Consider the following 13366-nt stretch of genomic DNA (forward strand, 5'->3'; position numbering starts at 1 on the left):
CTCCACAAGGCTCAAAGTAATTGCTAATGCATTTTGGCAGAACTTGCTGTTAGTCAATAAAACAGGTGAGAATTTACCATCCCTACAAGTAGCCTAAGTGTTCATTAGGCACATTCTTACTTGGCAGAAACGAAAGAATTGAGTTTTCTCAAAAAATCTAGTTAGAGCATTAATTTCTATGCGTTACTCTCAAAAAAATAAATTATGACAGGAATAGAATTGCCATCTGTAGCGTCAACAACTTCACCGAAGATTTCTTACTCCAAAAAACGGAAATCCTTGTCCCTTGAATGGTTTTATAATTTACCCGTTAAGGGCAAGCAACTCACTGGTTTGTTTACCTTCGAGGTGATCTCAATCGTCGGACTGGTGGGTGTAGGGGCTGTATTGATTGTGGCAGCTCCGAATCAGGTGGTGACGGGTCGAGCCGTTGCAGGCACACAAAGCTACACGATCGCCGCTAAAGCCTTGAGCGATGTCAACGGCAATCCCGTGGCGGTGTTGGTGAGGGGAACAGAAGAAACGGCCTTAAATAAACTCCTCGGCGATAGCCTACTGCTCCAGCTAGCCGTGTCTGCCCTGACATTAGTGGTGGATGTGGGGTTAGCCGTGTTACTGGGACGAACGATTGCCCAACCGCTCAAGCAGCTACAGCAAACGACCCAAAGATTTGCCAGGGGCGATCGCCAAGTGGGTGCGAAGGCTTTGACGAACGATCTCCAACATCTTCAGGTCAAGGCCCATATTATGGCAAAGTGGTGAATCTGGTTCAGGAGATTTCCCTGAAAACTAGAAACTGTAAATAGACGCAGATGATTGAAGATTACGATAGCCCTAGGAGGGAATCTCTTGCTTAAGTCCACTCCATTGCTTCAAAATACCTCAGCTACTAGTCTGGTCAAGATTTGGGCACAACGCTATGTCCCCGACTTATCAATTTTCTCTTCAAATCAAGGTCAATTCAATATCTCTGAGGTGATGCAAGCGGCATCGTTAGAGGGGCGAACTCAAACCGTTGCTAAGCTTCAGCGTCTACTGCAAACCAGTTGCGAATTAGCGAGTATCAAAACGAATATCCTGTTTTCTTACATTCCCAATGTCGTAAATCTATCGGAGGCTGGAAACATCGCCCGCTCAGCCGTGCGAGTTTATGAGAAGGTACTGGACATTTACCAGCAGCAGTCATCTCTCATCGCGGCACAGGATGCCCAACCCCAGACGGGGGAAGCTCTACCCCAATGGGTGAGGCAAGCGATACAGCTACCCGATATTCAACAGTTGGCTCTAGAACTTGAACCTGAATTACTTCAACTTCAGGAACAACATCTATTAACACAGGATGGGCGCAGTCGTGGCTTTCTTTCCACGCACTTTCACTTGAGTACCAAGCAAATTCTCAATCGACTCACACTACCAGAGCAAGCCTTGCTTAGCCCTTACTTCAAGTTCATCGAAGAGCAAGTCTGCATCCCCTGGCAGCGAGTGTGCGCTGCGGCGGCACAGCATCCACCGGATTCCCCGACTCTGGCACTCGTGGAGCAACTATTACCCCAGACGGAAGAAATCGCGTTAACCGTCTACCACCGAGCTGTGGAATTGTATCCCCATTATCGAAGCTATCGGGGAAGCCTGAGCGAATCTGGGGTTGCCGCCTCTACCCTCCGAGACTTGAATATGTTCCAAGGCTATCTGTGGCTGTGTGTACTGGAAAAAAGTCTGGATGCAGTGGAACAGGAATTGCTGCCTTTGTGCCAGATGGTTTTTCCCTGTGTGGAGGTCAAAGGAGAATGTGTTGAATCGATATTAGAGTTATTATTTGAGACAATTTTAACCCGTGTGGATTCCGAACACAAATTTTCGGTAAAGTCCTATAGTTTGGCGATACAGCAGAGCTTCACTAATTTTGACGCCAAGGTGAAATAAGCTAATGGGCATTTAAATTACATTTTTATGGGTGGACTCGTTGTAAGGATGCCCTCGTTGGGTCGAGAATTTTCTGACCAATACCAGGAAACTTAACAGCAATGCTGATTTTATTTCCTGAACCAAAAACATGGGTGACTTCGCCTGTGCCAAAGGTGTCGTGAATCAGTAACTCGCCAACTTTCCAATCGTGGGACTGTTGTGTTGAGCGTTTGGATGTTTGCCGATTAGTTTGGGTTGAAGATTGCAGGTTGTTTTCTGAATATTCAACCTTCGACCTTTTAACTTTCACTAAAGTGCTGCTGACGAGTTCTTTGGGTAATTCCTCAAGAAACTGCGATCGCACAGCGGGTTCTCGATTCCCATACAAGCGTCTCTCACGCGCATGGGAGAGAAATAACTGTTCTTGGGCGCGGGTAATTCCCACATAACAAAGGCGGCGTTCTTCTTCCAAAGAAGCCGGGTCATCCATTGAGCGATAATTGGGGAATAGACCCTGTTCTAACCCTACCAAAAAGACAACTGGAAACTCTAACCCTTTAGCCGAGTGGAGAGTCATTAAAGAGACAGATTTTTGCCCATCTTTTAAATCATCCAAGTCAGAAGCAAGAGAAGCATTCGCCAAAAATCCTTCTAAACTGGTATCTTCGTTTTCTTCCTGAAATTGGAGAACCGCGTTATAAAGTTCAGAGACGTTTTCCAGTCGATTCTCGGCTTCATCAGTTGCCTGTTTTTTCAAGTCCTCAATATAACCCGACTCTTCCATAATTCCCTTGACAATTTCAGCCGCAGAAAGATTCTCAACTTGCTCCTGCCACCGCTGTATGATTTCGGCAAAGCTGTTGACGCCCTTCGCTGAGCGTCCGGCTAAAGTATTCACTGAAGTTTGGTCACTGAGAATTTCCCACAACGATATATTTAATTCTTGAGCCGCTCCCATGAGCCGGTCAATTGTCGCTTGACCGATGCCACGTCGAGGGGTGTTAATAATACGGAGGAGACTGACGGTATCATCGGGGTTGGCGATCGCTCTTAAATAAGCCAGAGAATCTTTAATTTCTTTGCGATCATAAAACTTCAGCCCACCCACAATAATGTAAGGAACTTTACCCCGGAGAGCATCTTCAAACGGTCGAGATTGGGCATTCGTGCGGTAAAGAATGGCAAAATTCCCCCAGTTGAGTTCTGGGTACTGTTGCTCCATTCGTCGGATTTGATTGACTACAAACTGTGCTTCTTCTACTTCATCATCTGCTTTATGAACATAAATTTGTTCCCCTAATCCGCGTGTGGGTCTTAGTACTTTATCGATACGCTGGGTATTATTTTCAATCAGGTAATTAGCGGCTTGGAGAATGTTTTCCCTAGAACGATAATTTTCCTCTAATTTCACCATCGTGCGGGTATCTTCATCGGGCAATCCATCTCCGAAATCTTGCTGAAATTCCAATAATATGGTAAAGTCAGCCATTCTAAAGGAATAGATGGATTGGTCGGCGTCACCCACTACAAAGATTGATCTATCTTGCCAATTCCATGCACTTTTCTGTGTCTCTCCGTTTGTGCTTAACAGGCGAATCAAGTCATACTGAATCCGGTTCGTGTCCTGGTATTCATCCACCAAAATATGACGGAATTGCTGATGCCAATAGCCCAAGACGGTTTCATTTTGCTGAAATAGTTTAACGGGAACTAAAATTAAGTCATCAAAATCGAGGCCGTTGTTGCTAGCGAGTTGATTTTGGTAATGGCGGTAGACTTCGGCAATCACTCGTCCCTTATAGCCAGATTGTTCTTTCTCCAAATCCAGGGGAGATAAGCCCTGATTTTTGGCATTACTGATGGCGTAGCGGACTTTGCGGGGGTCAAATTTTTTGTCATCCAGGTTTAATTGTTTGGTGACAATGTTTTTCACAAGACTTTGGGCATCGGATTCATCAAAGATGGAAAAGTTACGGTTCCACTGATGTTTTTGTTCGTCTTGATATTTATTGATATCGAGGCGGAGAATCCGAGCAAATAGACTGTGGAATGTACCAATCCACAACGGTTTAATATATTTTTTGTAAACGCGCGATCGCAACTGAGTTTGTTCTTCTTCGGGCAGTAATTCCAGACGTTGCCCATGTTTGCGTTGCGCCATCTGCTGGGCAAAGATGGTTTCAATCCGGGTTTTCATCTCCCGTGCCGCTTTATTGGTGAAGGTTACCGCCAGGATGTTTTCCGGATCGACTTTGTGGGTGAGAATCAGATTGGCGATGCGATAGGTTAATGCCCTTGTCTTGCCAGAACCCGCGCCAGCAACCACCAGCAAGGGGCCGCAGAAATGTTCGACGGCGAGACGTTGGGAGGGGTTGAGGTGGCTGAGGAAGTCAGTGGTTGCAGTCATGGCTGGATTGAGCGACAGGCGTTGGTTTTAGCAAGGAAGTCTATTCTAGTCAAGGGTATCGTATCTTTGCAGAAGACTGTAGGGGTGAGATGCGATGTCTCCCTAAATGGATTCATCTTGCTACGGGAAGGAGAAACTTGTAATTATAATCAGCACTAAGACAGACGGCAGGACTCTGAGGTTAGGATGACAGACCAACAGACAATTCAATTCACATTTGCTGTTAACGACCCAGAACTAGAGGATGCAGAACGGCAAGAGATAGCGCGAAAGCTGCTGCGGGAACTGCGTCAACTGGATGAAGTGGAAAACGTTGACTTTGCCAAAGACTCGCAGCTAGAAGCGGGAGCTAAGTCAGCTCTAGCAACTATAGTAGGAGTCCTGACGGCTGAGGTTAGTATAGAAAATATTCAGAAAGTTTTGGGGTTTATTGGCGATCGCATTCCGAATAAACCCGTTGTGATTAAAGTAAAAGTGGGTGAACAGGAAGTCGAGATTGAAGCGAAAAGCCGTAAGGAGTTAGAAGACGCCGAGCGAGTTGTTCGCCAACTTTTGGCACACGGGAGTTGGGGGGCGAAGGACGAGCAATTCTCACCTCTTCAACTGCCTTGCAAAAATCTTTTGAGCATGAAGGGTCGGGAATTTATACTCGCTTTCTGGTTGAGGGATTGGAGACGGGAGCAGCAGACACAGATGGAACGGGTACAATTTCCATCTTGGAGTTGCACGACTATGCCAAGGAGAAAGTTCAGGCAGCTAAACCAGCAATGAAGCCAGAAATTTACTCCCACCAAGAAGGATTCAATATTATCCTGACTCGTTCGCCCGTAAATGACCCTGAATTGGAGTATCGTCGAGAGGTTGAGAAATGGGTTAAGAGTCGTCGCGGTGAAATTTCTCGTATTGGTCGTAGAGCTTTAAACAAGCTAGCAACAAGGTTACAGTTATCGCCGGGAGCCACCAAAAGTATTGAGGCGGAAGTTCTAGCACCCTACAAAGAACACAAGGCAAATCTGAAGGAATACGAAGAGGTGTGGTGGTGTGTGTCTCTTGTCTCGCGTCGAGACTTGTAAAGTGTAGCATTTAAGGGTTTCCGGTTTTTATCAAGATTTGCTACTAAGGCAAATTCCAGGAAGCCACGCCATTTCTAGCTTTTCGATACCTGGCACTTCTTGCACTACTCCAAACTTTAGCCGCTAGCCCGCCCTGAAATAAATTTCGGCGTCACAGCTAAAGTCAGCTTTAGCTGACTGAATCGAGGTTTTATCCCGTTAAAACTGACATCTTGCACCAATTGCAACAACCGCCAGTGGTTTTAACCACTGTCTCATAGCTAAAGTCGTCTAAAGACGACTAGATAAGAGTTTCAGTCCATTTCAATGGACTTGAGCTATAAGCCAAGAAATTAATTTCTTGGCGGGTTATGTGGCTTATTGAGAATGGTGCAAGATGTCAGTTAAAACGGGTTTGAGCTTTCAGCCGGAACTTTAGTTCACGGCGAGGTGTAAGCTGCGACATGGACGTATCGCAGGGTACTGAATCTCTCTTTGCGATCGCCTAAAATCAACGGGCGCGATCGCACCTTGAAATAAACAGCAACAGCATCAAATTCCAAGCATCCAGTACTATGGAAACATCCGCAATGGCGACACAACAGGTGAAAAGCCATGTCCGAAACCACCCTAGCAGCACCCGATATCCAACTCCCCCCCACACAGGCAGAGCTGCCCTATGATGATGGTATTCCGATGGAAAGTGCACGGCATAAAGCCCAAATGGACTTGCTGATTGATGCCTTAATTCCTTGGTTGGAACAACGGGAAGATGGGTATGTTGGCGGCAATATGTTTGTCTATTACAGTCTGGCACAGGTACGAAACAAAGACTTTAAAGGACCCGACTTTTTTGCTGTGCTAGGAGTGCCCAAAGGTGAACGAAAAAGTTGGGTCGTTTGGGAAGAAGGAAAAGCACCAGATGTGGTAATTGAGTTGCTTTCTGAGAGTACTGCCGCCGCCGATAAAAACAACAAAAAGCTGATTTATCAAAATCAAATGCGCGTACCAGACTATTTCTGGTATGACCCCTTTAACCCAGATGATTGGGCCGGTTTCTCAATTCAACAAGGCCGTTATCAACCCATCACACCCAATGCTCAAAATCAGTTAGTGAGTCAATCGTTAGGACTAGCATTGCAGCGTTGGCCGGGAAATTACAAAAGCATTGATGCGACTTGGCTACGCTGGGCAACTTGGGAAGGAGAATTGCTGCCAACACCTGAAGAAAAGGAACGACAACGAGCAGACAAGGCAGAAGGGCAATTGCTACAAACGGCACTCAACTTACTTGATGCTGGGATGACAATAGAACAGGTAGCTCAATTAACAGGTTTGAATTTATCTGAAATAGAACAATTGATAACCCGTTCTGAGACGTGATGCATCAAATAAAAGGCGACTGGTTAGATATACCGGGAGCATGTTGAAATGCATCGTTAGCTTCGTCTAGATTTCGTTGAATTGTTTCTTGAGCAAAAGGTAAGGAATTCAACGCCTGACGATACTTCTCTTTAAATTCGCGTTTGGACGATTTTCTGGCTAGACGCCGCTAACCCCACTTGAATTAAAAATTAAACTTATCAGTGGGGCTTGCGCGTTGTCATTCGTGGTGAACTCTGATGTTCTAAAAAGTAGTAACGATGTCAGAACATGCGAAATTGTTCAACTTTTTGGGTGTATTCGATGGGCATAACGGTTACAACATTTTCATCAGGATTGGGAATGATGTAGTACTCAATCACTTGACCCCCGTAAACTTTCTCGGCGGCTTCAATTCCCGCCGCAATAGCAACATTGACTTCAGAAATCTTCCCTCGAATAGTGACTATAAAGTTACCCCTTTCCGCTATGCCGTAATAAACCAATGTGACGGCACCAGCTTTGACCATCGCATCTGCTGCCGCTAACACAGCAGGAAAACCTAACGTTTCAATCGTTCCAACGGCTGCTGGCATGAAATCAGCTCCTGAGTCAACTTTAATAGGTGAAATCAATTGTACGAGACTTCACTCTAATTTTGATAAAAATACTATTTGCAACAACAAAACCCGGCATTTTTACCGGGATGAGAAACATTGGAGAATTCGAGAGATTTCTGAAGGATTAAGCGGGGACTGGAGCGCCTTGCTTTTGATTCGCCAATTCCAAAAGCCGACGAATCCGCTCTTCCGTAGGAGGATGAGTCCGGAACAGAGCCAGCAGACCTTTGGTGGAGAGCGGATTGACAATCAGTAGCGCGGACATCGCTGGGTTGCCGTTCATCGGGATTTGGCGACCCATAGCTTCGAGCTTCTCCAGCGCTGTGGCGAGTGCTCTGGGATTTCCTGTGATTTCCGCCGAACCCAAGTCAGCCGAATATTCGCGAGTCCGGGAAATGGCAAACTGAAGCAGCGCCGCCGCAATCGGAGCTAAAACAATCAAAAACAACACACCCAGAGGATTGCCACCTTGACGATTATCGCGAGTTACGGGGCCATACAACGCTCCAAATGTGAGCACCCGTCCCAAGAAAGTAATGGCTCCAGCGATAGTCCCGGCAACGGCTTGGGTCAGGGTATCGTGGTTACGGATGTGGGTGAGTTCATGAGCCAAGACGCCCTCAAGTTCTTCCCGTGAAAGCAAATCCAGAATGCCTTGAGTTACGGCTACTGTTGCATGTTCTGGGTCTCGACCGGTGGCAAAAGCATTCGGCGATTGTGTCGGTACGATGAATAATTTAGGCATGGGAATGCCTGCGCGATCGCTTAAAGAAGTGACGGTATCATAAAGTTCTGGCGACTCATGACGAGCAATAGGCTGTGCGTTATACGTCGCTAAAGCGGCTCGATCCGAGTAGTACCACGAACCGAAACTGGTTAGGGCTGCAAACACTAGACCCATGTACAGACCCTGTTCATTCCCGACTAGATAGTAGCCCCCTAAAACGAGCAGACCACTCAGCAGTCCTAGCAGCGCTGCTGTTTTAATTTCATTGATGCCAAGCATGATTTTGAGAGTGATTGTTAAAAATGTTTGCGATTTCTCTCAACATCTCAAATCTTGAAGAAATTTTGTCTCTATCCCTCGAAATAAATCCAGCTATTCCAATGGGTAGGTCAATTTTTGATGGAAGGTTCAAACATCCTCAAAATGATTACTCGCCCCCTGAGGAATCGAATCCAGCTTGGTCATTCTTTTGTGCGACATCATCTGGAAAAAAAGCTTGTATTAATGACCCAACCATCCAATAAACTCCGAATGCCAATAAGATGAGCATCAAAGGCGCAAAACCGGCAAAAGGAGCAAATAGCAGCATCAGCAATAAGCCGAATATTACAATTTTTCCGAGTCGATTATTCATGGAGTACTTTTCCTATCTCAATGGTTTTACTATCTCAGTTTTGCTGAATTAAAAGCATCTAGCAGGAGAAATAGAACCCATAGAAAATACTAACCTCCGCCTCTGTGTGTAAGGCTTTCAACTTTCGCTCTGACGAGAGTAACACAACAGCCTTATTTAAGGGCGGTGGAGGCATCTAAACTTAGTACCTCAAAACAGTTATAAAAACCGACTCAAATCAAAATCCCCTTCAGGCGTTTCTTTTTTAAATCTTTCACCACTCAAAATCAACAGTAGCCGTTCAGAATAATCTACCGCTCCCCGCAACCCGTCTCGCAAAATTTCCAGCCCCCCATTGGCATATTCTTCAAAAATATGGATGCGTTTCTCCTCAGCGATGTCATCCGTGGGGGAGAGGATTTTGGCTTCTTTGGTTTGTGCGATCGCCAGTAACTTCAACACGCGATCGTATCCCCTGGAAACAAATACCTCTAAGGCAATGGGTGAGACTTCTTTGGTGGAGATGGTGCCCAAAGGCGATCGCTTTTTGCGCTTTGCCCCTAATGCGGCGGCAAACACCATCGCATCGGCATACGTTTGGAAAGGCCCCGTGGAACTTTCTGAGACGACTAAGGATTTGACCAACTCGGCTTTATCCTTAGCCACCCGAATTCTGTTTGCACCCATCGCCTTCTAATTCCCATAACAGTAATTATCGGATGTAAGAATGATAACATGAGTAAAAAATTCCACAATTTTTACCATGCAGGTTGCTGCAACACCAAGCCAAATCACTCCTCAACCTTCCAACCTAGCGGTTACTACCGCCAACCTCCTAGAAGTCTTTGCCGAGTTTCTTAATATTGATGTTGGTGCTGGCGATGCCGCGTCGGATACCCTGAACACATACCGCCGCCAAGTTCAGCAATTCGTTGATTGGTGCGATCGCCAAAAACTCCATCCCGCAGAAGTCACGAAGGACGACATCAAGCATTACCGCCGCTGGATGGTAGAAAAAAAGAAATTTAAGCCAGCGACTATATCATTAAAATTGTCCGTAGTCAAGCGATTTTATCAAGCCGCCGTAGAACAAGGGCTGATTTCTATAAATCCAGCCGCTGGCGTGAAACCCCCAAAGGAAAAGCGCGACCCAGCAGAACGCATTTCTTACCTAGAAAAAGCTGAAGTCGAGCAATTTCTGGAAGCCATACCCCAAGATGGAACCCTCAAAGCAGCGCGAGATAAAGCCCTGCTAGCCATTATGACCTTGGAAGGTCCACGTACAGTAGAACTACATCGAGCCAATATATCTGATCTGGTTAAGCAGGGAGGAAATATGGGAATTCGGGTAGAAGGGAAGCGAAATATTCGAGTTGTTCCTTTAACTCCAGATATTGCCAACCTTCTGATGATTTACCTGGAAACGAGGAAAGAGAGTGGGGAAACACTCAAACCATCCACCCCACTATTTATCGCCGTAGGAAATCGGGCCGGTGGACAGCGGATTTCTCGGCGTGGGATTCGGCTGATAGTGGATTACTATCTCCACCAAACCGAACTCAAGCAAACACCAGGGAGAACAATATCAGCTCATAGTCTAAGACATACAGCGGGGACTCTTGCCCTAAGGTCTGGTGCAGAGTTACGCCAAGTGCAAGATTTGTTGGGACATGCCGATCCCAGAACAACCTGTATTTATGCACACATCGCTGACCGTTGGATGAATAATCCAGCGTTGAAACTAGGAATTAAACTATAACCGTCTTAAATCATTCATGCGAACCTCTCTTTCTCTTCTCTGTGCCCTCCGAGCCTCTGTGGTTGGTTAAAAAAAGCCAACTTTACCAAGTTTAGAATTCCTACAGAGCGGATTGTAACAGACTCCTGTTCCGTTAAATTACGGAGACTTCAAAATAGCTTCTTATTTTTTTCAGTAGTTTTCCTGTTTTTTTTTCAATGAGTATGAAGTATCAATGAAGATACCCTACAAAAGGTATGAAGATGGGATACTACGATTTTAATGACCATTTCTGGTCACCCCTTGAAGTCTGCGCTCAAGCTCCTAAAAAACAGTCTTCAGAGAAAAAGATTAGGATAACAAATCTGATACACACTATCTTTAGCGTCACGTCTCGCTCCAACAAGAGCGTGACGAAAAAAGCGAGTAGCCTTATCCATTAAGTGTCTTAATAATAATTCACTATCTAATTTCCATAAAAGCTAGCAAGCCGGGTGCATCCCACACAGCCTCTCTCATGATGAATTGATATTTTCTAAACCCTTGAGTAACGAGTCTTGTAAAGCTTGAGTCAGTGCAACAGCGGTTTGCTTATCATTCTCCTGACGGTATTCATGGGAGTAAAGAGGAGAACTGATATTGATCAATATGTTGGCACAGGGATTAGCACCTGGGTCATAGCGAATTGCGATCGGAACAATAGGAATTTCCACACCTTCTGGTATCTTCGCTTCAGCTTGCAGAACCAAACGCGCTAAACCCGTTTTGAGCGGGCGCAAGGGTTGGTCGCGGACAATTCCCCCTTCGGGAAACATCACCAGTTTCTTCCTCGCTTGCAACAGTTCGATCGCACAGCGCATAGTAGAAACAGTCGGATGATTTAAGTCCACAGGAAACGCTCCTAGTCTTTCAATCAACCAACCCTGGAAGCCCTCAAACTGATTAGCATTGGTCATGAACCGTAGCGGTTCAGTACTGAGTAAAGAGATGACGAGTGGGTCCCAACGACTAAAGTGCTTAGGAGCAAGAACCACAGGGCCAGATTCCGGTAGATTTTCAGCTCCTTGGAAGATAATTTGCCCAAAATAAAGACTCAGAAAAATACGATGGACGGGGAAAAGTGTCCAGTAAAGCCAAGGCATTACAGAAGCGGCTGGTGGAAGAGACTTCATCCGGTTGAGTCACCTGTTGCTGTTTCGATGAGTTTTACTGGTTAAGCAGTTCTCGATTGCCTACAATACACCCGAAGCCAGGTCGTTTCGCTTAGCATGACAAATAACAAACAAGTGTTGCGTAAATCCTGAAATACAATCCTCGCTGAAGAATACCATCTGGGAGTTATCCAAGAATGAAATTCGTGTCCGATCCACCCATCTCCGTCAAAATCCGCAAGATGAAGCAGCGGGTGCGGTGGGGTGACCCAGTCATTGTAGAACGGGGAATCGACCAAACTCGGATGGTGTTAGACATCAATGAGTCAGATAATCCTGAATTTTCCTTCTTAGTCGTGGGGGATAGTGGTGCAGGACCCCAACGTGGTCATAACCCTCAACGACAAATCGCTGAACTGATGCTCTCACAGCGCGATACCAGTGATTTCGTGTTGCACACAGGCGATGTAATCTACCTCGTTGGCTCCAGCGAGTACTATCAAAAGAACTTTATTTCCCCCTATCGAGAGTTTCTAGTCGGTGGAGAGGAGTACAAAAAGATTGCCTATGACCAGATGGTCTTCAACATGCCGTTTCTCCCCGTGCTAGGAAACCACGACTACTACGACCTACCTTGGTTGTTTGGTTTGATGACAGGGACGACACTCCCCCTGCGCCGACTACTCTGGTCAAAACTAGATTTTGACATTGGCTGGCAGGGATCGGGTCAAGGCAGGGTTTATGCACAGGCATTCATGGATTACCTAAAAGCGTTTAATAACAAGGAGGCATTTGTCCGTCACTTAGACCAGCATTACACCGCTCAAACCGATACAGGACCTTGCCTACGTTACCAACCCGGACATTTCACCCGCTTACCCAATCGCTATTACACCTTTCGTTTCGGTGGGATCGACTTCTTTGCCCTTGATACGAATACCTTCAATGCACCATCACCCCTGCCCAGCACAAAAGAGGGTGATGAACTCCGTCGCGAACTCTATCAGCGCCGAGACGAGTTAGAACGTTCAGAGGAGAAAATCCTCAACGCTTGTGAGCAACTCAACCCCGACAACCCGGAGGAAGCGGATATTCTTGATGATCAGCAAGCTAAGTTGGAGCAGATTGAGGAAGCCAAGCTGGACATTGAGAAACAACTGACCACCGACAAAAACATTGTTACCGATTTTGAACAACTCGAATGGCTCAAACAAGGGCTGATTGAATCTTGGAATACCCAAGAGGTGCGCGGACGTGTCCTCTATTTCCACCATCCTCCCTACGTCACCGAACTTACCAAGTGGGACCAAGGACAAACGATGGAGGTTCGTTATCATCTGCGCCGTGTTCTGGATGCGGTCGCTGAAGCGGTTGGGGAACTGCCACAGGGGCGTCCCATTGTGGATTTGGTGCTTTCGGGTCACGCCCATTGCTTAGAACATCTCTATACGGGTGACACCGGACACGCCGACTCTCACATTAACTGGATTGTCTGCGGGGGTAGCGGTTACAGTCTGCGTCGCCAACGGGCTGAGGGTTCGGATTTAAGTGAGCGGTTTAGGGATAATGAAGGCGATCGCATTCGTCAAGTCGCAAAATCCCGCCTTTTTGTCGGTCGGCATGGTCATGGCTCAAAGAAGGGGCGACCCTATTCGTTTATCCGAATTGATGTCAAAGCCGGTTGCCCTCCCAAGTTCGTTGTTAGACCCTTGATTGCCGAGCGATTGGGGCGACAGTGGAGTCATAGCCATCTAGAACCCTTTGTCATTTAACATCCCCATATCGGACAAA

General features: G+C 46.3%; 14 protein-coding genes. 7 read left to right on the plus strand and 7 right to left on the minus strand.

From position 1 onward, the window contains the following. Positions 1-204 precede the first annotated feature (204 nt). A complete protein-coding gene (locus tag NDI48_06980; protein MEP0830954.1) occupies positions 205-762 on the plus strand; it encodes a cell wall metabolism sensor histidine kinase WalK in 558 nt (185 codons plus the stop codon). 87 nt (positions 763-849) lie between these two features. Next, entirely contained in the window at positions 850-1923 is a 1074-nt protein-coding gene (locus NDI48_06985; protein ID MEP0830955.1) for a hypothetical protein, read from the plus strand. Positions 1924-1948: 25 nt separating this feature from the next. On the opposite strand, the gene pcrA is transcribed toward NDI48_06985, so the two are convergent. After that, a complete protein-coding gene (pcrA, locus tag NDI48_06990; GenBank protein ID MEP0830956.1) occupies positions 1949-4312 on the minus strand; it encodes a DNA helicase PcrA in 2364 nt (787 codons plus the stop codon). 186 nt (positions 4313-4498) lie between these two features. Here pcrA and NDI48_06995 point away from each other — a divergent pair, with 186 nt between their 5' ends. After that, positions 4499-5083 (plus strand): hypothetical protein, encoded by a 585-nt coding sequence (locus tag NDI48_06995; protein ID MEP0830957.1) that lies wholly within the window; start codon positions 4499-4501, stop codon positions 5081-5083. Further along, entirely contained in the window at positions 5080-5385 is a 306-nt protein-coding gene (locus NDI48_07000; protein MEP0830958.1) for a hypothetical protein, read from the plus strand. Before NDI48_06995 ends, NDI48_07000 begins: the two co-directional genes overlap by 4 nt. Positions 5386-5804: 419 nt before the next feature. On the opposite strand, the gene NDI48_07005 is transcribed toward NDI48_07000, so the two are convergent. Next, positions 5805-5981, minus strand: coding sequence for a hypothetical protein (locus NDI48_07005; GenBank protein MEP0830959.1), 177 nt, complete (start codon positions 5979-5981; stop codon positions 5805-5807). On the opposite strand from NDI48_07005, the gene NDI48_07010 reads away from it, so the two are divergent. Next, positions 5980-6747 (plus strand): Uma2 family endonuclease, encoded by a 768-nt coding sequence (locus NDI48_07010; protein MEP0830960.1) that lies wholly within the window; start codon positions 5980-5982, stop codon positions 6745-6747. The genes NDI48_07005 and NDI48_07010 overlap by 2 nt on opposite strands. 263 nt (positions 6748-7010) lie before the next feature. Here the strand turns inward: NDI48_07010 and NDI48_07015 are convergent, their stop codons facing one another. The 4 genes from NDI48_07015 to NDI48_07030 all read right to left on the minus strand — a co-directional run bounded on the left by NDI48_07015 (position 7011) and on the right by NDI48_07030 (position 9373). Then, positions 7011-7322 carry a BMC domain-containing protein gene (locus NDI48_07015; protein ID MEP0830961.1) on the minus strand — a complete coding sequence of 104 codons (312 nt, stop codon included), beginning with the start codon at positions 7320-7322 and terminating at the stop codon, positions 7011-7013. A 148-nt stretch (positions 7323-7470) separates the two neighbouring features. After that, a complete protein-coding gene (locus NDI48_07020) occupies positions 7471-8352 on the minus strand; it encodes a M48 family metalloprotease (protein MEP0830962.1) in 882 nt (293 codons plus the stop codon). Between the two features lie 148 nt (positions 8353-8500). Further along, on the minus strand, positions 8501-8707 hold the full coding sequence (locus NDI48_07025; protein ID MEP0830963.1) for a hypothetical protein: 207 nt from the start codon (positions 8705-8707) through the stop codon (positions 8501-8503). A gap of 198 nt (positions 8708-8905) precedes the next feature. Next, the gene (locus NDI48_07030; protein ID MEP0830964.1) at positions 8906-9373 is read right to left on the minus strand and encodes a DNA phosphorothioation-associated protein 4; all 468 of its coding nucleotides are present in this window, start codon (positions 9371-9373) and stop codon (positions 8906-8908) included. Positions 9374-9449: 76 nt separating this feature from the next. Here NDI48_07030 and NDI48_07035 point away from each other — a divergent pair, with 76 nt between their 5' ends. Continuing rightward, on the plus strand, positions 9450-10445 hold the full coding sequence (locus NDI48_07035; protein ID MEP0830965.1) for a site-specific integrase: 996 nt from the start codon (positions 9450-9452) through the stop codon (positions 10443-10445). A 494-nt stretch (positions 10446-10939) separates the two neighbouring features. Here NDI48_07035 and NDI48_07040 read toward each other — a convergent pair whose 3' ends face one another. Next, entirely contained in the window at positions 10940-11596 is a 657-nt protein-coding gene (locus NDI48_07040; protein ID MEP0830966.1) for a 1-acyl-sn-glycerol-3-phosphate acyltransferase, read from the minus strand. Positions 11597-11772: 176 nt separating this feature from the next. Here NDI48_07040 and NDI48_07045 point away from each other — a divergent pair, with 176 nt between their 5' ends. Beyond that, entirely contained in the window at positions 11773-13347 is a 1575-nt protein-coding gene (locus NDI48_07045; protein MEP0830967.1) for a metallophosphoesterase, read from the plus strand. Positions 13348-13366: the final 19 nt, after the last annotated feature.

The sequence above is a fragment of the Microcoleus sp. AS-A8 genome (genome assembly GCA_039962225.1).
Lineage (GTDB): Bacteria > Cyanobacteriota > Cyanobacteriia > Cyanobacteriales > Coleofasciculaceae > Allocoleopsis.